Annotated in this window: 19 protein-coding genes; 15 read left to right on the top strand and 4 right to left on the bottom strand. The window is 69.6% G+C overall.

Annotated elements, in window-relative coordinates; genetic code table 11:
• Positions 1-73: 73 nt before the first annotated feature.
• Together EV139_RS08680 and EV139_RS08675 are read left to right on the top strand one after the other, a co-directional pair.
• Positions 74-1,642 carry an ATP-binding protein gene (locus EV139_RS08680; protein ID WP_130453907.1) on the top strand — a complete coding sequence of 523 codons (1,569 nt, stop codon included), beginning with the start codon at positions 74-76 and terminating at the stop codon, positions 1,640-1,642.
• The gene (locus EV139_RS08675) at positions 1,632-2,315 is read left to right on the top strand and encodes a response regulator (RefSeq protein WP_130453906.1); all 684 of its coding nucleotides are present in this window, start codon (positions 1,632-1,634) and stop codon (positions 2,313-2,315) included. The genes EV139_RS08680 and EV139_RS08675 overlap by 11 nt, the downstream gene beginning before the upstream one ends.
• A gap of 23 nt (positions 2,316-2,338) precedes the next feature.
• Here EV139_RS08675 and EV139_RS08670 read toward each other — a convergent pair whose 3' ends face one another.
• Positions 2,339-3,940: a phospholipid carrier-dependent glycosyltransferase gene (locus tag EV139_RS08670; protein ID WP_237464495.1), complete on the bottom strand. Its 1,602-nt coding sequence runs from the start codon at positions 3,938-3,940 to the stop codon at positions 2,339-2,341.
• A 120-nt stretch (positions 3,941-4,060) separates the two neighbouring features.
• On the opposite strand from EV139_RS08670, the gene EV139_RS08665 reads away from it, so the two are divergent.
• The 12 genes from EV139_RS08665 to infB all read left to right on the top strand — a co-directional run bounded on the left by EV139_RS08665 (position 4,061) and on the right by infB (position 17,809).
• On the top strand, positions 4,061-5,827 hold the full coding sequence (locus tag EV139_RS08665; RefSeq protein ID WP_130453905.1) for a proline--tRNA ligase: 1,767 nt from the start codon (positions 4,061-4,063) through the stop codon (positions 5,825-5,827).
• Positions 5,828-6,040: 213 nt separating this feature from the next.
• Positions 6,041-6,538, top strand: coding sequence for an inner membrane protein YiaA (gene yiaA / locus EV139_RS08660; protein ID WP_130453904.1), 498 nt, complete (start codon positions 6,041-6,043; stop codon positions 6,536-6,538).
• 66 nt (positions 6,539-6,604) lie between these two features.
• Positions 6,605-7,600 carry a transcription termination factor NusA gene (gene nusA / locus EV139_RS08655; RefSeq protein WP_130453903.1) on the top strand — a complete coding sequence of 332 codons (996 nt, stop codon included), beginning with the start codon at positions 6,605-6,607 and terminating at the stop codon, positions 7,598-7,600.
• A gap of 544 nt (positions 7,601-8,144) precedes the next feature.
• Positions 8,145-8,804 carry a response regulator transcription factor gene (locus EV139_RS08650; RefSeq protein ID WP_241989004.1) on the top strand — a complete coding sequence of 220 codons (660 nt, stop codon included), beginning with the start codon at positions 8,145-8,147 and terminating at the stop codon, positions 8,802-8,804.
• A gap of 3 nt (positions 8,805-8,807) precedes the next feature.
• On the top strand, positions 8,808-10,181 hold the full coding sequence (locus tag EV139_RS08645) for a sensor histidine kinase (RefSeq protein ID WP_130453901.1): 1,374 nt from the start codon (positions 8,808-8,810) through the stop codon (positions 10,179-10,181).
• Positions 10,178-11,149: a TAXI family TRAP transporter solute-binding subunit gene (locus tag EV139_RS08640; protein ID WP_130453900.1), complete on the top strand. Its 972-nt coding sequence runs from the start codon at positions 10,178-10,180 to the stop codon at positions 11,147-11,149. Before EV139_RS08645 ends, EV139_RS08640 begins: the two co-directional genes overlap by 4 nt.
• Positions 11,150-11,269: 120 nt before the next feature.
• Positions 11,270-12,082, top strand: a complete 813-nt coding sequence (locus EV139_RS08635) for an amino acid ABC transporter ATP-binding protein (RefSeq protein WP_130453899.1) — start codon at positions 11,270-11,272, stop codon at positions 12,080-12,082.
• Positions 12,083-12,142: 60 nt separating this feature from the next.
• Complete coding sequence (locus EV139_RS08630; protein WP_130453898.1) at positions 12,143-13,018, top strand: glutamate ABC transporter substrate-binding protein; 876 nt, start codon at positions 12,143-12,145, stop codon at positions 13,016-13,018.
• 102 nt (positions 13,019-13,120) lie between these two features.
• On the top strand, positions 13,121-13,771 hold the full coding sequence (locus tag EV139_RS08625; protein ID WP_130453897.1) for an amino acid ABC transporter permease: 651 nt from the start codon (positions 13,121-13,123) through the stop codon (positions 13,769-13,771).
• Positions 13,768-14,598 (top strand): amino acid ABC transporter permease, encoded by an 831-nt coding sequence (locus EV139_RS08620; RefSeq protein WP_130453896.1) that lies wholly within the window; start codon positions 13,768-13,770, stop codon positions 14,596-14,598. The genes EV139_RS08625 and EV139_RS08620 overlap by 4 nt, the downstream gene beginning before the upstream one ends.
• A gap of 119 nt (positions 14,599-14,717) precedes the next feature.
• Entirely contained in the window at positions 14,718-14,975 is a 258-nt protein-coding gene (locus EV139_RS08615) for a YlxR family protein (RefSeq protein WP_130453895.1), read from the top strand.
• Positions 14,976-15,049: 74 nt separating this feature from the next.
• Positions 15,050-17,809 (top strand): translation initiation factor IF-2, encoded by a 2,760-nt coding sequence (gene infB, locus EV139_RS08610; protein ID WP_130453894.1) that lies wholly within the window; start codon positions 15,050-15,052, stop codon positions 17,807-17,809.
• 152 nt (positions 17,810-17,961) lie between these two features.
• On the opposite strand, the gene EV139_RS08605 is transcribed toward infB, so the two are convergent.
• From EV139_RS08605 to EV139_RS08595, 3 genes are read right to left on the bottom strand one after another with little or no spacing between them, the layout of a single operon-like run.
• Positions 17,962-18,369 carry a VOC family protein gene (locus EV139_RS08605; RefSeq protein ID WP_130453893.1) on the bottom strand — a complete coding sequence of 136 codons (408 nt, stop codon included), beginning with the start codon at positions 18,367-18,369 and terminating at the stop codon, positions 17,962-17,964.
• Positions 18,370-18,379: 10 nt separating this feature from the next.
• Positions 18,380-18,817, bottom strand: coding sequence for a helix-turn-helix transcriptional regulator (locus EV139_RS08600; RefSeq protein ID WP_130453892.1), 438 nt, complete (start codon positions 18,815-18,817; stop codon positions 18,380-18,382).
• Positions 18,814-19,644, bottom strand: coding sequence for a DUF805 domain-containing protein (locus tag EV139_RS08595; RefSeq protein WP_130453891.1), 831 nt, complete (start codon positions 19,642-19,644; stop codon positions 18,814-18,816). Before EV139_RS08595 ends, EV139_RS08600 begins: the two co-directional genes overlap by 4 nt.
• Before the next feature lie 163 nt (positions 19,645-19,807).
• On the opposite strand from EV139_RS08595, the gene rbfA reads away from it, so the two are divergent.
• Positions 19,808-20,257 (top strand): 30S ribosome-binding factor RbfA, encoded by a 450-nt coding sequence (rbfA, locus tag EV139_RS08590; protein WP_130453890.1) that lies wholly within the window; start codon positions 19,808-19,810, stop codon positions 20,255-20,257.
• Positions 20,258-20,520 lie beyond the last annotated feature (263 nt).

Raw genomic sequence — 20,520 nt, 5'->3', positions numbered from 1 at the left:
GATCCCCCTGATCTGACCCTGATATTGCCTGCCGCGACCCCCGGTCGGGGCCGCGAACTGCTTGGATAGAGCCATGACCCGCCCCCCACTCGTGCGCGCGACAGACGACCGGCTCCTCGCCGGAGTCTGTGGCGGCCTCGCCGCGCACCTGGGCCTGCCGCCCACCGCGGTGCGCGCCGGGATGCTGGTGCTCGCCGCGCTCGGCGGCGCGGGCGCGCTCCTGTACCTGTGGCTGTGGGCGACCGTTCCCCGGGCGGAGGACGCGGGAGGTGTGCCGCCGCTGCGCCGCGCGCTCACTCGCCCCGCGGGTGACGGCGCGGCACCCGCGGCGCTCGGGGCCCCCGCGGTCCCGAGTGCCACCGGAGGATCCCCCGTGAGCGCCGCGGCTCCCGGAGCCCCCGAGACCGCTCCCGACCCCCGTGCGGCGGCCGCTGGGCGTGCGCCGGGCGCTCCGGGTGTGCCCCGCCCCGCGGTGCCGGGGGCGAGCTCGGCGCCGGCCGGTGCCGTGTCGGCTCAGGTGTATCCCGCCGGCGCCGCCTCGGGTGCCGCCGGCGGTGCCGCTGCAGCTCAGGCCACCGCACCACCGCTCGGCGCCGCCGCTCCGAGCGGTGCTGCGGGGCCCGGCGCCCCGGCGGCGTCCGGAGAGTCCGCCCGCGCCTTCCGCTGGCCGATCGCCGAGCTCCTGCTGGGGGCGTGTCTGCTCATCGCGGGAATCGGCCTGGTGCTCGTGCGCCTCGGCGTGCAGATCAACCTCGAGGTGATTCTGCCCGCAATGGCCGTGCTCGTGGGCGTGGGCCTCACCTGGTGGCAGATCGCGGATCGCGACCGGCCGGATCGCAACCAGGTGCCGCGCGTGCTCGGCGCGCTCGCGCTCGTTGCCGCCGGCGTGCTCATGTTCTTTGTGACGTCGCGGGAGCCGAGCGCGCTGACCGTGATCGCGGCCGCCTTCGCGGTGCTTGCCGGGGTCGCGCTCGCGATCGCGCCGTGGCTGCTGCGCCTCAACCGCGAGCTGATCGCTGAGCGCGCCGCGCGCGCTCGTGAGGCCGAGCGCTCCGACATCGCCGCGCACCTGCACGATTCGGTGCTGCAGACGCTCGCCCTGATCCAGCAGCGCTCCGACCCCGGCAGCGAGGTGGCGCGCATCGCTCGCGGCCAGGAGCGCGAGCTGCGGGAGTGGCTGTTTCGTACCGCCGACGGAGCCCCGCCGCCCCAGCGCGAGGCGGCGGGCCAGGAGCTGCGCGCGCACGCCGCGGCGCTCGAAGAGGAGCACCCGGTGCGCTTCGAGGTCGTGGAGGTGGGCGCGAGCGGCGTCGCGCCCGAGGCGATTGTCGCGGCCGCGCGCGAGGCAATGCTCAACGCCGCCCGACACGCTGGCGGCGACGTCACCGTGTTCCTCGAGTCGCGCGGCGAGCGGATCTCGATCGACGTGACCGACCGCGGCCCCGGCCTCGGTCTCGAGCACCTGCCGGCCGGCCGCATGGGCGTGCGCGAGTCGATCCTCGGCCGGATGGAGCGCGCGGGCGGCACGGCCAGAATCGTGCCGGGCCCGGGCGGCGGCACCTCAGTCCGGCTCGGGATCCCGCGCGAGGCCGCACCCGGCAGCGACGCGTCAACTCAAGAGAGGACCAGCAATGACGAGTGAGGCAGCGGGCACCACACCCCCGATCCGCGTGGTGATCGTCGACGACCACCAGATCTTTCGCACGGGGCTCCGGGCCGAGCTGGGCGCCGAGCTGGACGTGGTGGGGGAGGCGGCGACCGTCGACGAGGCGGTGTCGGTGATCGCCGAGCTCGCGCCTGACGTGGTGCTGCTCGACGTGCACCTGCCCGGCGGATCCGGCGGTGGCGGGGCCGAGGTGCTGCAGCGGCTGGTCGGGCTCCCTGGGGCGGCCGAGACGCGGATCCTCGCCCTCAGCGTGTCAGACGCGGCGGACGACGTGGTCAGCGTGATCCGCGCGGGTGCCCGCGGCTACCTCACCAAGACCGCCTCTGGCGCGGAGGTAACCGCCGCGGTGGTGCGCGTGCACGGCGGCGACGCGGTGTTCTCGCCGCGCCTCGCGGGGTTCGTGCTCGACGCGTTCGGCACCGGCGGCGGCGAGACGGCCGCGGCCGACGACGAGCTTGACCGGCTCTCCGCGCGCGAGCAGGAGGTGATGCGGATGATTGCTCGCGGCTACGCGTACAAGGAGGTGGCCGCCGAGCTGTTCCTCTCAGTGAAGACCGTCGAGACGCACGTCTCAAAGGTGCTCCGCAAACTGCAGCTCTCGAACCGGCACGAGCTCACGGCCTGGGCGCTCTCCCGCCGCCTGCTCTAGCCGGTGGGCGCCCCGGGCCGCGCCTAGTCCCAGCCGGGCAGCCAGAGGTGTGCGCGCCAGAACCACTCAGCCACGGGCATCCCAGACCAGGTCGGGAAGTAGAACAGCGCGAGCGCGAGCGCGACCGCGAGAAACAGCGCGGCCGCCGCGCGCCGCCCCCACAGCTCTGACGCTCCGAGCGGCCGGAGGCCGACCGTCGCGCTCACGTCGCGCAGCCCGCCGACCCGGCAGATCATCCCGATCACGAGCGCCAGCGCGAGCGCTGAGAACGGGGTGAGCACCACCGCGTAGAACTGGAACACCGCCGACCTCGACGTGGTGAGCACCCACGGGAGCCAGCCGGACAGATAGCCCGTGAGCACGAATGCGCTGGCGACCGCGAGCGGGATCCGGAGCAGGGGAGCCGGTGCCGCGCCGCTGGCGCGGCCGGGGGCTGTGGGGTCGAGGTGCGGCGGTGCGTCCGCGGAAATGTGCCGGGCCGCCGCAAACGCCGTGGCCCGGCGCCTGGTCTGGATCTCCCAGACCGCACACCACACGAGCAGCACGAGCGCGATCACACCGCCCCAGGTAATCAGCGGGTTCGGCAGGGGCGACACCGCAGCGACGCACTCGCCCCAGTTGCAGCCGTCGCTCCAGCTTTCCTCGTACATCGCCGTGGGACGCAGCGCGAACGGCCAGGTCAGCGGGTGCGACTGGTACGGGTGCGGTGCGCTGAGCGTGCTGTGCCAGCCGAGCATCTCGCGGTGGTACTGCAGCAGGGCGGCGGGCCAGGCGACGCCCGGCGTGCGGGCCCAGCCCCCGGCGGTCACGATCCAGCCGGTCCAGCTCGCGAGGTAGACGAAGAACGTGACGGGCAGCGTGACGAGCGCGGCGACTCCGGCCTGCGCCGCCGCCCGGAGCACCGGTCGCGGGGTGCGGGACCGGAGCCGGACCACGAGGTCGCGGACCGTGACGAAGATGAGGAACGCGGCGAGCGGGTACAGCCCCGACCACTTCACGGCCGCCGCCGCCCCGAACGCGGCCGCCGCCGCGATGAGCCACGGCCGCGCCCACGCGACCTTGATCGCCCGGCCGAGCTCGTGGGCCCGCGCGGCGCTCTCGGCCTGCGCCAGCTGATCGCGCCACACGAACAGGGCACCGAGCGCCACGAACATCGTGAGAAAGCCGTCGAGCAGGCTGACGCGGCTGAGCACCACGTGCACCCCGTCGATCGCGAGAATGAGGCCCGCCGCCCAGGCGACGATCCGGCTCCGCGAGAGGAGCCACCCGAGTCGCATGACGATGCCGACGGTGATCACGCCGGCGAGCGCGGACGAGGCACGCCAGCCCCAGCCGGTCTCCGGCCCGAACGCGAGGATACCGAGGCCGATCAGCCACTTCCCGAGCGGCGGGTGCACCGCGTTCGACGCGGCGTCGGTGAACGATGTGGCGCGCTCGCCCGCCATCGACGGGTCGCTGTCCGGCCAGGTGGTGGGGAACCCGTGGGCGAGCTGGCTGATCGCGTCGCGCACGTAGTAGAGCTCGTCGAACACGAGGGTGTCGGGGCGGTCGAGCGCCCAGAACCGGAGCAGGGCGGCGATCCCGAGCACGACGGTGGGAACGATCCATCCCAGGTGCCTGCGCATGGACCCCAGCCTAGGCCGTGCCGGCGAAATCCGGGGCCTCGGCGCCCGGCCGCGGCGCTCAGCCGAAACCGGGGCCGCCGCGGGGCGGCCGCGCGCCCCGCGGAGGGCTACGATAGTGGGGTGATGACACGGCTCAGCAACTACTTCCTGAAGACCCTTCGCGAGGATCCCGCAGACGCCGAGGTCGCCAGCCATCGGCTGCTGGTGCGGGCGGGATACATTCGGCGTCAGTCGCCCGGCGTGTTCGGGTGGCTGCCACTCGGGCTCCGGGTGAAGGGCAAGCTCGAGCAGATTATCCGCGAGGAGATGGCGGCCGCGGGTGCGCACGAGGTGCACTTCCCCGCGCTGCTGCCGCGCGAGCCATACGAGGCAACGGGCCGCTGGGAAGAGTACGGCGAGACGATGTTCCGCCTGCAGGATCGGCACGGCGCCGATCACCTGCTCGCCCCCACGCACGAGGAAGCCTTCACCCTGATGGTGAAGGACATCGTCACCTCCTACAAGGACCTGCCCCTGCAGCTGTTTCAGATCCAGGACAAGTACCGCGACGAGGCGCGGCCGCGCGCCGGCCTGCTGCGCGGGCGCGAGTTCACCATGAAGGACGCGTACTCGTTCGACGTGACCGACGAGGGGCTCGCCGCCGCGTACCAGAAGCAGCGCGACGCCTACGAGCGGATCTTCACTCGCCTCGGCCTCGAGTACGTGATCGTGTCGGCTGATGCCGGCGCGATGGGCGGCTCGCGCAGCGAGGAGTTCCTGCTCCCCACGCCGATCGGCGAGGACACCTTCGTGCGCTCCGCGGGCGGATACGCCGCAAACGTCGAGGCGTACGTGACGCCGGTGCCCGACGCGATTCCGTTCGACGGGCTGCCCGCCGCCGAGGTGTTTGACTCGCCCAACACCCCCACGATCGAGACCCTCGTGGCGCACGCGAACGCCGTGCTGCCGCGGGCAGACGGCCGCGAGTGGACCGCGGCAGACACGCTGAAGAACGTGGTGCTTGCGGTGACGCCGATCGGCGGCGAGCGGGAACTGGTGGTCGTGGGAATGCCCGGCGATCGCGACGCCGACATGAAGCGCGCGGAGGTCGTGTTTGCCGGCGCCGATGTGGAGCCCGCGACCGCGGCAGACTTTGAGAAGCACCCGGGCCTCGTGCGCGGTTACATCGGGCCGGTGCGCGATGGCGCCCCGATTCTCGGCACCGAGGGCGCGACGGGGATCCGCTACCTGCTCGACCCGCGGGTCGTTTCGGGTACCTCCTGGATCACCGGCGCGAACGTCGACGAGAAGCACGTGGCGTACCTCGTTGCCGGGCGCGATTTCAGCGCCGACGGCGTCGCCGACATGGCGAGCGTCCGCGACGGGGATCCGGCGCCCGACGGGTCCGGCCCGATCGAGACCGCGCGCGGGATGGAGATCGGCCACGTCTTCCAGCTCGGCCGCAAGTACGCCGAGGCTCTGGGCCTCAAGGTGCTCGACGAGAACGGGAAGCTCGTCACGGTGACGATGGGCTCGTACGGGATCGGCGTGACGCGCATCATGGCGATTCTCGCGGAGCTGCACCACGACGACCGCGGCCTGATCTGGCCCGAGGCAATCGCGCCGTTCGACGTGCACCTCGTCGCGACCGGCAAGGACCCGATCGTTGCCGAGGTGGCCGAGGAACTCGCTGCCCAGCTCGAAGCCGCCGGACTCGACGTCCTGTTCGACGATCGTCCAAAGGTGTCGCCCGGCGTGAAGTTTGGCGACGCCGAGCTGCTCGGGGTGCCGCGCGTGGTTGTGGTCGGACGCGATGCCGCTGAGGGCTTCGCGGAGGTCTGGGATCGCGCCGCCGGCACGAAGGATCGGGTCGCGATCGCGGAGGTTCCCGGGCTCTTCCGGTCGTAGCCCGCAGCGCTGACGCCACTCGGGGCGGGATCGTGGCACACGCCGCGGCCCCGCCCCGAGTCGTTTGTGCGACGCAGTGGCCACGACGCATGCAATTTCTGGCATGTGCTCGGCGCCGAAATCGGGCATATGCACGCTCGGGGATGCGGGGCTGCGAGAGTAGCGCCAGCACGGCCCGCACCGGTGCGGTCGTCACGAACGAGGGAGTTCATCATGACTGACACGACAGACCAGGCCGCCAAGCCGACACCGGCATTCGCGGGCGCTTCCTGGGTCGCACTCGTTCTCGGCATGGGCGCGTACCTGGTGGGTCTCTTCAACGCTGGCATGGAGCTCAACGAGAAGGGCTACTACTTCGCGCTCCTCATGTTCGGGCTGTTCGCGGCCGTATCGCTGCAGAAAACGGTGCGGGATCGGGCCGACGGCCTCCCGGTCACGAACCTGTACACCGGCATCGCCTGGTTCGCGCTCGTGATTTCCCTCGCGCTGCTCGCGATCGGGCTGTGGAACGCCGGAAGTCTGGTGCTGAGCGAGAAGGGGTTCTACGGGATCAGCTTCGCGCTCAGCCTGTTCGCGGCCGTCGCGGTGCAGAAGAACGTGCGCGACCTCGCACAGTTTCGGCTCGAATCCGGAGCAGAGGAGCACGCGGCCACCGAGACTGACCCGCCGCGGCGACAGACGGATCTGGCATCCCTCAGGGGTCTAGAGTAACCTGGTCACTTCTCCGCGCCCTCGGGCGTGACATCTAAATACACAGTTCAATATGAGGAGGGCACGATGAAAATCGAGCTAGTAACGCTGCGACAGATCGAACGCGAAAAGGAAATCCCGTTCGACGAGCTCGTCGAGATTATTGAACAGGCAATTCAGTCGGCCTACCTGCGCCACGCTGAAAACAACAAGCTCCCCATGCCGCGCGAATCAGACGTTCGCGTGACCCTCGACCGCAAGAGCGGCGAGATCTCAGTGCTGGTCCCGGAACTCGACGACGAGGGCCAGGTGATCGGCGAGGCGTACATCACCACCGACGAGTTTGGGCGCGTGGCGTCGAGCGCGGCGAAGCAGGTCATCAACCAGCGCCTCCGCGACCTCAGCGACGATGCCGTCCTGGGGACCTTCAAGGACCGCGAGGGCCAGGTGGTGTCCGGCGTGGTGCAGCAGGGCCCCAACCCGCGCATGGTGCACGTCGACCTGGGCGAGCTTGAAGCGATCCTGCCCCCCGAGGAGCAGGTGCCGGGCGAGAAGTACCCGCACGGCATGCGCATCCGCGTATACGTGACGAGCGTTTCAAAGGGCACGAAGGGGCCGCAGGTTGTGGTCTCGCGTACGCACCCGGGGCTCGTGCGCAAGCTGTTCGAGCGGGAGGTGCCCGAGCTCGCCGACGGTCTGGTGGAGATCGTGTCGCTTGCCCGCGAGGCCGGCCACCGCTCGAAGGTCGCCGTGCGCGCAAAGCAGGCGGGGATCAACGCCAAGGGCACCTGCATTGGCGAGATGGGCAGCCGCGTGCGCGCCGTGATGGGCGAGCTCGGCGAGGAGAAGATCGACATCGTCGACTACTCGCCCGAGCTGCCTAAGTTCGTGGCAAACGCGCTCTCGCCCGCCAAGGTGACCGACGTGTTTATGCTGAACGAGTCGCTCAAGCAGGTGCGCGCGCTGGTGCCCGATTTCCAGCTCTCGCTCGCCATCGGCAAGGAGGGCCAGAACGCCCGTCTCGCCGCCAAGTTGACGGGCGCAAAAATCGATATCCAGCCCGACTCGATCATGAACGACTAGCGGAGCGCTGGATATCTGATTTTTGCGCCGCAGCGCTCGGGGCGGGGCCCCGGTGGGGCCCCGCGCGCTGCGGTTCGGCGTGAGCCGGGGAGGAACTGTTGTCCAGCCCGACTCGATCATGAACGACTAGCGGAGCGCTGGATATCTGGTTTTTGCGCCGCAGCGCTCGGGGCGGGGCCCCGGTGGGGCCCCGCGCGCTGCGGTTCGGCGTGAGCCGGGGAGGAACTGTTGTCCAGCCCGACTCGATCATGAACGACTAGCGGAGCGCTGGATATCTGGTTTTTGCGCCGCAGCGCTCGGGGCGGGGCCCCGGTGGGGCCCCGCGCGCTGCGGTTCGGCGTGAGCCGGGCGGGCGCTGCGGTACTCCGCATTCGGGCAGGAAACACGAACTCGCGCAGGGTGAGACTCACATTCTCACCCTGCGCGAGTTTGTTTTTCCCGCGTGGCCGCGCGCGGTCCGGGAAGTTCTGCGCCGCGGCCGGGCTGCTAGCCTGAGGATTCCCCCACCCCCTCCCCGCACAGGACACGCGCCTTGAAGATACTGGTGATCGAAGACGACGATCGCGTCGCCGGTGCCCTGTGCGCCTTCCTCAAGAAGTCCGGGTTCGAGACGGTGCGGGCAGCGGATGGGGCTGCGGCGCTCGCCAGCCTCGACGCCGAGATCGATGTGGTGCTGCTCGACCTCGGGCTGCCGGACATCGACGGGATTGACCTGTGTCGCAGGATCCGGGCGCACACCGGGGTGCCGATCCTCATCGCGACGGCCCGCAGCGAGGTGCAGGATCGGATTCACGGGCTCCGCGCGGGCGCAGACGATTTCCTGGTGAAGCCGTACGACGTGCGCGAGCTGGTGGCGCGCATCGAAGCAGTGACGCGGCGGGTGCGGGCGATGCCGCAGGACGGCGAGCGCGGCGCGCCGCTCGAGGTGGGCGGAGTGGTGATCGACCTGGTGGCGCGCCAGGTCTCGGTCGCCGGCACCCTGGTGGAGCTCACGCCCAAGGAGTTCGATATTGTCGCGGTCCTCGCGCGCTACCCCGGCGTGGTGGTGCAGCGCGAGCGCATCATATTCGAGGTGTGGAATACGGAGTGGCACGCGTTCCAACGCTCGCTCGAGGTGCACGTCGGCTCGATCCGCCGCAAGACCGGGCACGCGGAGTTTATCGAGACGATCCGCGGGGTCGGATACAAGTTGCCGGTGACCTAGCCCGTGCGTCAGCGCCTGGTGATCGTGTTTCTCATTCCCATGCTGGGGCTGCTCGTGGTGCTCGGCGGCGGGTACGCCTGGAGCTCGGCGCAGAGCGTGCAGCAGGCCTTCTTCGCCGACAACGCCGGTGATCTCAGCTACTTCGTGACCAACGCGCGCCAGGCGCTCGCCTCCGGCAACTCGCTCGTGCTCGCGTCCGAGATCGAACGCTACGAAGAGCTCTACGGCGCGAGCGTTGTAGTGATCGATCGCACCGGGATTCCGTGGGAGTTGAACGGACGGGAGACTCGGCTTGACGAGGAGACGCTCGCGCGAGTGAGCCTGGCGCTCTCGGGCCGGCGCGGCGAGACGCCGCAGGCGATGCTGCCCTGGGCGGCCGAGCGGATGACGCTCGTCGAACCGGTGTTCACCGACGGCGACGTGATCGGAGCCGTGGTGCTCTCGCAGTCAATGGCTGCCCCGCGCGCGGCGATCACACAGCACTGGGGGTGGATCGCGGTGCTCGGAGCCCTGGGCACCGCGGCCGGGGTCCTCGTGGTGCTGCGGCTTGCCCGGTGGGTGCTGCGACCGGTGCGTCGTGTGGACGAGGCGATGGCGGCCATCGAGCACGGCGACATGGACGCCCGGATCGACAAGGCGACTGGGCCGCCTGAACTGCAGCGCATGATTCTGGTGTTCAACAACATGGCCGCCGAGATCGAGCGCGTGCTCGCGCGGCAACGGGAGTTCGCGCTGAACGCCTCCCACGAGCTGCGGAACCCGTTGAACGCGCTCCTCGTGCGCGTCGAAATGCTGGCGACCGGGCTGCCCGAGTCCTGGGACGACGACGTGGAGGCCACCCGGGAGGAGGGGCGCCGTCTGGTGCGGATCCTGGACACCCTGTTGAGTCTGTCGCGATCCGGGCACGGCGACGCTGAGGTGCGCGCGGTCGATGTGAGCGAGCTCGTCGCGGCGCGCGCCGCCGCCTGGGATGATGTTGCGGCGCGCGCCGAGGTGCGGCTTCTGGTGCGCGGGGAGCCGGGCGTGGTGTGCGCCACCGACGCGTTCGTCGTGGAGAGCGCACTCGACGCGATCATCGACAACGCGGTGAAGTTTTCGCCCCGCGGCGGCGCGGTCGAGCTGGGGGTGATCCGGCGCGGGGACGCGATCGGAATTGAGGTGCGCGATCACGGGCCCGGGGTGCCAGACGACGAGCTTGAGGCGATCACCGATCGGTTCTGGCGGAGCGCGGGCACCCAGAATGTGCCCGGTTCGGGGCTCGGGCTGGCGATCGCGACCGATCTGCTCGCGTCGATCGACGGCGCGCTCGACATCACGGCACCGAGCGGCGGGGGCCTGTGCGTCACGCTCTGGGTGCGCAGGGAGGCGGCCGCATGAGCGCGCACCGAACACTCAGCCGCACGGTGGCCACCGCGGCCCTCGCGCTCGTGGCCGCCCTCGGCCTGTCCGGTTGTGCCGCGCAGGGCCAGGACCTGCCGCGGCAGGAGATCGTGATTGCGGGGGGCGTGAGCGGCGGGATCTACGCGGGGTACGGGGCGGCCCTCGCCGAGGTGCTCGGGCGGGAGCTGCGGGTGGACGCGACCGCGCTCAGCACGGCGGGGTCGCTTGAGAACCTGCGCCTGGTCGGCTCGGGGGAGGCGCTGCTCGGCTTCGCGCAGAGCGACACCGCGGCCGATGCGATCGCCGGCACCGGCCCGTTTAGCGAGCCGCTCCCGATCGCCGGCGTCGCGCGGCTCTATGAGGAGTACGTGCACGTGGTGGTGCGCGCCGACTCCGACGTGGACCAGCTCTCGGATCTCGCGGGGCGCGCGATCTCGCTGGGGGCCCCGAACTCGGGCGTCGCGGCGGCCGCGGCCAGGATCCTCGCCGAGGCCGAGGTCGACCCCGAGCAGATCGACAACCCGCGGCTCGGCCTCGACGATTCGCTCGCGGCGCTCAGGGCCGGTGAGATCGAGGGGTTCTTCTGGGTGGGCGGGCTTCCCACACCGGGGCTGCAGGAGTTTTCGCAGGAGGTGCCGATCCGGCTGGTCTCGATCGAGCACCGTCTGGTGGATCGGCTCAACGAACGGCACGGCGGGGTGTACCGCACCGCGGAGTTCCCCGCCGGGCTCTACGGGCGCGACGAGGTGAGCGTCACGATGACGGTGCCGAACTACCTCATCGTGAACGAGGCGGTGCCCGACGACGTGGTGCGCGACGCCCTCGCCGCGGTGTTCCGCACGCGCGCGGAGGTCGCGACGCGCGTGCCGACCGCGGCGCTGCTCGATCGGCGGCTCGCGATCTTCACGGCCCCGCTTGAGCTGCACCCGGGCGCCGCGGCGTACTACCGGGAGACCAAGCACTAGCTGCGCGGCACCGACGCGCCACATTCTCAGCGAACCTCAAGAAACCCTCAAGCCGGGTGAAGCGGTTGGGGAGCCCTCCGTATCGTGGCGTGCATCCACCGATTCAACGGAGAATTTCAGATGAATGCAGCGGCACCAGACACGCCAACGACCCCCCTCGGCGAGACCACCGCCATCCGGGTACAGAGTGACGAGCGCGACCCGCTGGTCGTGATCTCGGGCGTCAACAAGTACTACGGCGACCTGCACGTGCTCAACGACATCAACACGACCGTGGGCCGCGGCGAAGTCGTCGTCGTCCTCGGCCCGTCGGGATCGGGCAAGTCGACGCTGTGCCGGGCGATCAACCGGCTCGAGACGATCGACTCCGGCACCATCTCGATCGACGGGGTCCCGCTGCCCGAGGAGGGCAAAGAGCTGGCCAGGCTGCGCGCCGACGTCGGCATGGTCTTCCAGTCGTTCAACCTCTTCGCGCACAAGACGATTCTCGAGAACGTGACGCTCGGGCCGATCAAGGTGCTGGGAATGAGCAAGCAGGAGGCCGAGGGCCACGCGATGGCCCTGCTCGAACGCGTGGGGATCGCGAACCAGGCGAAGAAGCTCCCCTCGCAGCTCTCGGGCGGCCAGCAGCAGCGCGCCGCAATCGCGCGCTCGCTCGCGATGCGGCCGAAGCTGATCCTGCTCGACGAGCCGACCTCGGCTCTCGATCCGGAGATGATCAACGAGGTGCTCGACACCATGATCGGGCTCGCAAACGACGGCATGACCATGGTGGCGGTGACCCACGAGATGGGCTTCGCACGCCGCGCAGCCGATCGGATCCTGTTCATGGCTGACGGCCAGATCGTTGAGGAAGCCACCCCCGAGCAGTTCTTCACTGACCCGCAGACCTCGCGGGCGCAGGACTTCCTCTCAAAGATCATCGGCCACTGAGCCGACCCACCCCGCACACCGGTCGACGCTGCCGTCGGCCGCACAGAAAGTAAGGACATCATGCGATTCACAAAGTACGCAGTAGCACTCGCCGCGACGGGCGCGCTCCTCCTCGCCGGCTGCTCCGGCGGCGGCGACCTCGACTCGGGTTCGGGCGAGGCTCCCGCGGTCAAGGAGGACGTCTCGTTCCCCGCTGGCAGCACGATGGAGAAGCTGAACAAGGCCGGCAAGATCACGGTCGGCACGAAGTACGATCAGCCGCTCTTTGGCCTCCGCGGGCTCGACGGAAACCCCGAGGGCTTCGACGTTGAGATCGCGAAGATCATCGCGGGCGAGCTCGGGATCGACGAGGGTAACATTGAGTGGATCGAGGCGGTCTCCGCGAACCGCGAGCCGTTCATCGAGAAGGGCGAGGTCGACATTGTCGTCGCGACCTACACGATCAACGACACCCGCAAGGAGGTCGTCTCGTTCGGCGGCCCGTACTACATCGCTGGTCAGGACCTGCTCGTGCTCGCGGGGAATCCCGACAGCATCGAGAGCATCGATGACGCGAGGGGGAAGAAGGTCTGCTCCGTGACGGGCTCCACTTCGGCCCAGAACCTGAAGGACGCGGGCGTCGAGGTCATCGAGACCGACACCTACTCCAACTGCCTGTCGCCGCTTCGTCAGGGCGAGGTCGTCGCGGTGTCGACCGACAACGTGATCCTTGCCGGCCTGGTCGATCAGAACCAGGGCGAGTTCGAGGTCGTGGAGAACCCGTTCACCGAGGAACCCTACGGCGTTGGCCTCGCGAAGGACGACGACGACTTCCGCAACTTCATCAACGACACGCTCGAGGCCTCGTTCACTGACGGCCGCTGGGAGCAGGCCTGGACGAGCACCGCTGGCACCGTCCTCGCCACCCCCGAGCCCCCGACCATCGACCGCTACTAAGCGCGCCGCCGAGTCGTCGGCCGGGCCGGGCTTCCCGGCCCGGTCGACGACTCGGCCTGACCACACCTCAGAGCGATCTGACTGGAAGGGAGCGTGGGACACATGAACGTGCTGATCGACAATCTCGACGGCGTGCTGACCGGGTTCTTCACGACCGTGCGACTGCTCGTCTTTGGCGGGCTGGGCGCCACGATTATTGGCCTCTTGGTGGCCACGATGCGCATCTCGCCGGTGGCGTCGCTGCGCGGCTTTGCCGTCGCCTACACCGAGCTGGTGCGGAACATCCCGCTCACGCTCGTGTTTTTCTTCATGACGTTCGTCCTGCCGCTGATCGCGACGAACCTGCCGCCCTACGAGATCCGGGCGGTGATCGCGCTCGCGATCTACACCTCCCCGTTTATCGCCGAGGCACTCCGATCCGGCATCAACGGTGTCCCGGTGGGCCAGGCCGAGGCGGCGAGGTCGATCGGACTCGGCTTCGGCCAGACCCTCACGCTGATCGTGCTGCCGCAGGCGCTCCGCATGGTGGTACCGCCGCTCATCAACGTGTTCATCGCCCTGACGAAGAACACCTCGGTAGCCGGCGGCTTCTTCGTGCTTGAGCTCTTTGGCACGGCGCGAATCCTCACGAACAATCACGGGAACGCGGTGATCCCGATCCTGGTCGGCGTCGCCTGCTTCTACCTGCTGATTACCATTCCGCTCGGCCTCATCGCCGGCCGGATCGAGAAGAAGGTGCGGGTGCTGCGATGACTGCTCAAGCTACCGTGCTCTACGACGCACCGGGCCCCAAGGCGCGCACGCGCTCGCGGCTCATCTCGGTGGTCGGGATCCTCGCGCTGCTCGGTCTGCTCGGCTGGATTGTGTACCGCCTGTCGATCCCACAGGTCGCGGCGAACGGCGCCGAGACGCTGCCGATTCTCGCGCCCGAGCGATGGGAACCCCTCGGCGATGTTCGAGTGTGGGAGCAGATCGCACGCGGCGTCGGCGCGACCCTCGCGGCAGCGCTCGTGGCGATGGTCGGCGCACTGATCCTCGCGGTGCTCCTCGCGTTCGGCAGGCTCGCCACGAACCCGCTGATCCGAGTCCCGGTGACGGTGGTGCTCGAGTTCTTCCGCGGGATGCCCGTGCTGCTGATGATGCTGTTTATCCTGCTCGTGGCGTCGACCGGGGCGTTCTGGGCCGTGGTGATCGCGCTCGTGGTCTACAACGGCTCGATCCTGGGCGAGGCGCTCCGCGCTGGAATCATCTCGCTGGGGAAGGGGCAGCGCGAGGCCGGGCTTTCGATCGGGCTCACGCCGACGCGCACGCGGTTGCTGATCGAGCTGCCGCAGGCGTTCACGCAGATGCTCCCGATCATCATGGCGCAGCTCGTGGTGCTGCTGAAGGACACCTCCCTCGGCTACATCGTTGGCTACTACGAGCTCCTGCGGACGGTGACCAACCTGTCGACGTTCTTCGGAAACCAGTACCAGTTCACGTTCTGGTTCGTTGGGGCGGCCGTGTACCTGGTGATTAACCTGCTCGTTTCGATGCTCGGGCGCCGCGCCGCGCGGGTGGTCGAGGCGAAGCGGGCCTAGCCGACTCGCCGCACACGCGCGGGCGCACCCCGCCCACACACGCCTGCCTCCCGGGGAAACTCGGGAGGCAGGCGTGTTCACAGCGCAGCGCCCCGTGCGGAGTGTGGGAAGCTGGTAGGATGGATGCGGTTCGGACCTGTGTAGCGTGTCGTACGCGCGCCTCGCGCACGTCTCTGCTTCGAGTGGTGGTGCGTGATGGTCAACTCTGTGTTGATGATCGCGCGGTGCTTCCCGGGCGAGGTGCGTGGGTGCATCCCACGACAGAGTGTCTGAAACTGGCGGTGACGCGCGGAGTCTTTCCGCGGGCGCTGCGTGTGTCGGGTAAGCCCGATGCAGGCCCTTTAGAGAACAGGCTGAAAACACACATGGACAACTAATGAGCGGCTCACGATGAGACCCGTCCAGTAATTTTGGTTCTCGCCTGTCTGGCGTGAACCCAGACAGGAGAAAAGTGGCTAACCCACGCGTACACGAGATCGCTGCGGAGATCGGTGTCGACAGCAAGGTCGTTCTGGCCAAGCTGAAAGAAATGGGCGAGTTCGTGAAAGCGTCCTCGTCGAGCGTTGCACCCCCGGTTGCACGCAAGGTCAAGGCAGCACTCGCTGCCGATGGCGTGACCGGCTCTGCCGGCGACGCCCCCGCTGCTGCGCCCGCCGCAGCCCCCAAGCGTCCCGCGGCGCAGAAGCCCGGCCCCCGGCCCGGCCCCAAGCCCGCGGCCCCCGTCGAGGAGCCCGCCCCGGCGGCCCCCGAGGCGGCTGCTCCCGAGGCGGCAGCTCCGGCTGCTCCCGCGGCTGCTGAGGCGCCCGCTGCTGAGGCAGACGGTGCGGCTGAGAAGGGTGCGGCCGACAAGGGCGCCCCGGCAAAGCCCGGAAGCGCCGCAAAGCCCGGCTCAAAGCCCGGCCCCAAGCCCGGCGGTCCCCGCCCGGGCAACAACCCCTTCGCGTCGAGCCAGGGCATGGGGATCCCGCGTCCCCCGCGTCCCGGCAACAACCCCTTCGCCCCCAACCAGGGCATGGGTCGTCCCGGTGGCGGCGGCGCTCGCCCCACGCCCGGAAACATCCCCCGTCCCGCAGCGCGCCCCCAGCCGGGTGCAGCGGGTGCGGGCCGTCCAGGCGGTCCCGGTCGCCCCGGCGGTGCAGGTCGTCCCGGCGGCGGCGGCGGCGGGTTTAACCGTCCCGGCGGCGGTGCAGGCGGCGCCGGTGCACCCGGCGGCGGCTTCGCTGGTCCCCGTCCGGGCGGCGGGTTCGCCGGTCGCGGTCGTGGCGGCCGCGGTGCAGGCACCGCTGGCGCGTTCGGTCGTGGCGGCTCCAAGAGCAAGGCACGCAAGTCGAAGCGGGCGAAGCGGGCAGAATTTGAGATGCGCGAGGCGCCGTCACTCGGCGGCGTGAGCGTACCCCGCGGCGACGGCACCACCGCGATCCGACTGCGCCGCGGCGCGTCGCTCTCGGACTTTGCCGACAAGATCAACACGAGCGCGTCGAACCTCGTGACGGTGCTGTTCCACCTCGGTGAGATGGCGACCGCCACGGAGTCGCTCGACGAGGCAACGTTCCAGATCCTTGGCGAGGAGCTCGGCTACCGCATCCAGGTCGTCTCCCCGGAGGACGAGGATCGCGAGCTGCTCGAGGGCTTCGACATCGACATTGAGAGCGAGCTCGAGGAAGAGGGCGACGACGTGCTCCAGGCGCGTCCGCCGGTCGTGACCGTGATGGGCCACGTCGACCACGGTAAGACGCGACTGCTCGACGCGATCCGCAAGGCGAACGTCGGTGGCGGCGAGGCCGGTGGTATCACCCAGCACATCGGTGCCTACCAGGTATCGACCGAGCACGACGGCGTCGAGCGCGCGCTGACCTTCATCGATACCCCGGGCCACGAGGCGTTCACCGCCATGCGTGCCCGTGGTGCGCAGGTCACCGACATCGCGATCCTCGTGGTCGCGGCAGACGACGGCATCATGCCCCAGACGATCGAGGCGCTCAACCACGCGCAGTCGGCCAACGTGCCGATCGTGGTCGCGGTCAACAAAATCGATAAGGAAGGCGCGAACCCGGAGAAGGTGCGCCAGCAGCTCACCGAGTTCGGCCTCGTCTCCGAAGAGTGGGGCGGCGACGTCATGTTCGTCGACGTGTCGGCGAAGAACAACGTCGGCATCACCGAGCTGCTCGACGCGGTGCTGCTGACCGCGGACGCCGGTCTCGACCTGCGGGCAAACCCCAACAAGGATGCACGCGGTGTGGCGATCGAGGCGAAGCTCGACAAGGGCCGCGGCTCGGTGGCAACCGTGCTCATCCAGTCGGGTACGCTCCGCGTGGGCGACGCGATCGTTGCGGGCACGGCCTACGGTCGTGTGCGTGCGATGCACGACGAGAACGGCGATGCCGTCCTCGAAGCGCTCCCGTCGCGTCCCGTCCAGGTGCAGGGCCTCTCGAGTGTCCCGCGCGCCGGTGACAACTTCATCGTGACCCCCGAGGACCGCACGGCCCGTCAGATCGCTGAGAAGCGTGAAGCGGCCGAGCGCAACGCTCAGCTGGCCAAGGCCCGCAAGCGCATCAGCCTCGAAGAGTTCACGAAGGCGCTTGAGGATGGCAAGGTTGAGTCGCTCAACCTCATCATCAAGGGTGACGTGTCGGGTGCCGTTGAGGCGCTCGAGGAGTCGCTCATGAAGATCGAGGTGGACGATTCGGTCCAGCTGCGCATCCTGCACCGCGGCGTTGGTGCGATCACCGAGTCGGACGTGGATCTTGCCACGATCGACAACGCGATCGTCATCGGCTTCAACGTGCGCCCCGACGTCAAGGCTCGCGAGCGCGCTGCGCGCGAGGGCATCGACATCCGCTTCTACAACGTCATCTACAACGCACTCGACGACATTGAGGCATCGCTCAAGGGCATGCTCAAGCCCGAGTACGAGGAGAAGCAGTCGGGTGTTGCGGAGGTCCGCGAGGTCTTCCGTTCGTCGAAGTTCGGCAACATCGCCGGTGTCATCGTGCGCTCCGGCACGATCACGCGCAACGCAAAGGCGCGCGTGATCCGCGAGGGCGTCGTGGTCGCCGATGGCCTGGCCATTGAGTCGCTGCGCCGCTTCAAGGACGACGTCACCGAGGTCAAGACTGACTTCGAGGCCGGTATCGGACTTGGCAAGCACAACGACATCCAGATCGGCGACGAGATTGAGACGACCGAGATGGTGGAGAAGCAGCGCGACTAGCGTGAGCTGATGTATCACCGGCGGGGGCCGGGCTGGGATTCCAGCCCGGCCCCCGCTGCGTCTGTGGGTGTCGGTGGCGTGCCGCGTGTGTGGTGTGGTGCGCGTGCGCGGTGGAGCGGCGCGGTGGTGTGTGGCGGTGTGTGGCGCCTGCGCTAGAGCTGCTGCACGCGGACTGTGTTGCCGGCGGGGTCGCGGAATGCGAAGTCGCGGGTGCCCCAGTCCTGTGCCATCGGTTCCTGCAGCACCTCGGCGGCTGACGCCTCGACGCGCGCAAACAGTCCGTCGAGATCGTCCGTCGCAAAGACGATCGAAGCGTACGACCCCTTCGCGATCAGCTCGCCGATCACGCGGCGCTCGTCGTCGGTGAGGCCGGGGTCCACCGCGGGCGGGGTGAGCACGATCGATGTGTCGGGCTGGTTCGCGGGGCCGACGGTGATCCACCGCATCGCCTCGTAGCCGACGTCGTTGCGCACCTCGAAGCCCAGCACGTCGCGATAGAACGCGAGCGAGGCCTCGGGGTCGGTGTGGGGCAGGAACGTTGCGTGAATGTTGATGTTCATGCCGGTCACGCTACTCGCGTGAGCGGGGCGGAACTTCTCGATTCCTGACCGGTTTCGTGGCGCGCATCGTGACGATTCCCGGGAGCCCCGCGAGTGGTGCCTCCCGGCGGTACTTGCCGGGGGAGACGCCCACGACCTCGGTAAACCGCGTGGTGAACGTGCCGAGGGAGCCGTAGCCCACGGCAAAGCAGATCTCGGTCACGCTGAGATCGCCGCGACGCAGCAGCGTCATCGCGCGTTCGATCCGCCGGGTCATCAGGTAGCTGTACGGGGACTCACCGTAGGTGGCCCGGAACTCCCGGCTGAGATGCCCGGCTGAGAACCCCACGCCGTGGGCCAGCGCGGCGACGTCGAGCGGGCTCGCGTACTCGCGGTCGATGCGATCCCGCACGCTGCGGAGGAGCCGGAGCGTGCGCAGGCGCTGCTCCGGATCCCCCGCACCGGTCATGCGGAGGCCGGCCAGGCTCGAGGCGTGTCGAAGCGGCGCCCCGTCGGCTTCGAGCGGAGCAGGGTCAGCACGAACACTGCGATCCCGCCGTAGGGGACCAGCGAGATGAACCAGAGCGGGCCCGCGAAGTTGCCGTCGTGCAGGCGGCGCCAAGAGATCGCGAGGCTGGGGAGCAGGAGGCCGAGCCCGACGATGACGAAGAGGATCACCCCGGCAAAGAAGAGGAACGCCGCCGGTGCGTAGTCGGTGATGCCCTCGGGGCCGGAGCGGGTGAAGTCCTGGCCGCCAGAGTAAGAAGCCGAGTACGGCTGATTCTGCTCCCACGCGGCGCCGACGATTGCGCCGATGCCCATGAGAATGAGGCACGCGATCCGGGTGAGCCCAGCGAAGAGCATCGCCCACCAGTACTCGCTCCGCGACGCGCGGCCCGAGAACTTCGCGTAGCCGCGGAAGAACCGGGCGATCGCCTGGCCAAACGTAGCGCCGTAGAGCGGGCGCTCAATGTCGGCCGGGTCGGTGGCGCCGTCGAACGGCTCGCCGGGGCCCGGCTCCGGCGCGTAGGGTGGGGCCCACGTCTGCGGCTGGGGCTGCTGGGGTGCGGAGTACTGGGGCTGCGCGTACTGGGGCTGCGCGTACTGGGGCTGCGCGTACTGGGGCTGCGCGTACTGCGGCTGCGCGTACTGGGGCGCGGGCTGCTGGGGCTGTGCGTACTGGGGCGCCGCGGGCTGCTCGGGCCCCGGGGCCTGCGGCTGCGCCGGGGCCGGGGTGTCAGCGCCGCTGGGCGGCTGGTTGGCGGCTGGGTCGCTTGGGTTCGGGGGCAGCGTCATGGGGGCTCCAGTGATGCGGTGCGAAAAGGGGGATACTCAGCATCTTACGAGTGTGCGGGCTGATGCGGGGCGCCGATCCCGAACTCGGAGCCGCTGTCCGGCGGCTTCCCCGACACTGCCGCCGCCGCTGGGACTCCTGACCGGGTCGCGGTAGGCTGGGCGCATGAGTAATCCACGTGCGGGAAAGGTAGCCGAGCGGATCCAGCAGATCATCGCCCGGCGCCTGGAGAAGGGGCTGCGGGATCCGCGCCTCGGGTTTGTGACGATCACCGACGTGCGCGTCACCGGTGACCTGCAGCAGGCGAGCGTGTTTTACACGGTCTTCGGCGACGAGCAGGAGCAGACCGACACGGCCGCGGCACTCAAGGCTGCGACCGGCATGCTGCGCACCGAGGTGGGCAAGCAGCTTGGCACTCGTCTCACCCCCACGCTCGAGTTCATCCACGATGAGCTTCCCGAGAGCGCCCAGCACCTGAGCGAGCTGCTCGCGGAGGCGAAGCGCCGCGACGAGGAATCCGCGGCGCTGGCCGCCGGGGCAACCTTCGCGGGCGACGCCGATCCCTACACGAAACCCCGCGACGAGGAGTCCGACGCGGAGGAAGACGCGCGCTAGTGCTCCCCGGGCGCGGTTGCTGCGGCGCGGTTACGTGCGCGGTGCCCGACGCGGCGGTGTAGCTGGGCGGTCACCGGCTGTGTGAGCTGTGCGCGTCGCACCTCGGTGTGGCGGCGCTCGGCTGTGTGCCGTGCTCGGCCGCGCCGCGCCGTGATCGGCCGCGCCGCGCTCGGCCGTGCCGTTTTCGTTCTGTCGGGTCGCCCCCCGCTCTGCATCGCCCTGCCTGCTCTGCGTGCACGCACGAGTGTGCGGCTTCGTGGCGA

The organism is Leucobacter luti, from assembly GCF_004217175.1.
GTDB lineage: Bacteria > Actinomycetota > Actinomycetes > Actinomycetales > Microbacteriaceae > Leucobacter > Leucobacter luti.
The sequence above is the reverse complement of the archived record's forward strand: the minus strand, read 5'-3'. Positions and strand labels throughout refer to the sequence as shown.

Coding starts and splice junctions, on each gene's coding strand:
- rbfA (WP_130453890.1), top strand. CDS start 19,808: ATGAGTAATCCACGTGCGGGAAAGGTAGCCGAGCGGATCCAGCAGATC.
- EV139_RS08670 (WP_237464495.1), bottom strand. CDS start 3,940: ATGCGCAGGCACCTGGGATGGATCGTTCCCACCGTCGTGCTCGGGATC.
- EV139_RS08605 (WP_130453893.1), bottom strand. CDS start 18,369: ATGAACATCAACATTCACGCAACGTTCCTGCCCCACACCGACCCCGAG.
- EV139_RS08625 (WP_130453897.1), top strand. CDS start 13,121: ATGAACGTGCTGATCGACAATCTCGACGGCGTGCTGACCGGGTTCTTC.
- EV139_RS08630 (WP_130453898.1), top strand. CDS start 12,143: ATGCGATTCACAAAGTACGCAGTAGCACTCGCCGCGACGGGCGCGCTC.
- EV139_RS08640 (WP_130453900.1), top strand. CDS start 10,178: ATGAGCGCGCACCGAACACTCAGCCGCACGGTGGCCACCGCGGCCCTC.
- EV139_RS08620 (WP_130453896.1), top strand. CDS start 13,768: ATGACTGCTCAAGCTACCGTGCTCTACGACGCACCGGGCCCCAAGGCG.
- EV139_RS08600 (WP_130453892.1), bottom strand. CDS start 18,817: ATGACCGGTGCGGGGGATCCGGAGCAGCGCCTGCGCACGCTCCGGCTC.
- EV139_RS08675 (WP_130453906.1), top strand. CDS start 1,632: ATGACGAGTGAGGCAGCGGGCACCACACCCCCGATCCGCGTGGTGATC.
- nusA (WP_130453903.1), top strand. CDS start 6,605: ATGAAAATCGAGCTAGTAACGCTGCGACAGATCGAACGCGAAAAGGAA.
- EV139_RS08595 (WP_130453891.1), bottom strand. CDS start 19,644: ATGACGCTGCCCCCGAACCCAAGCGACCCAGCCGCCAACCAGCCGCCC.
- EV139_RS08635 (WP_130453899.1), top strand. CDS start 11,270: ATGAATGCAGCGGCACCAGACACGCCAACGACCCCCCTCGGCGAGACC.
- EV139_RS08615 (WP_130453895.1), top strand. CDS start 14,718: ATGGATGCGGTTCGGACCTGTGTAGCGTGTCGTACGCGCGCCTCGCGC.
- yiaA (WP_130453904.1), top strand. CDS start 6,041: ATGACTGACACGACAGACCAGGCCGCCAAGCCGACACCGGCATTCGCG.
- EV139_RS08680 (WP_130453907.1), top strand. CDS start 74: ATGACCCGCCCCCCACTCGTGCGCGCGACAGACGACCGGCTCCTCGCC.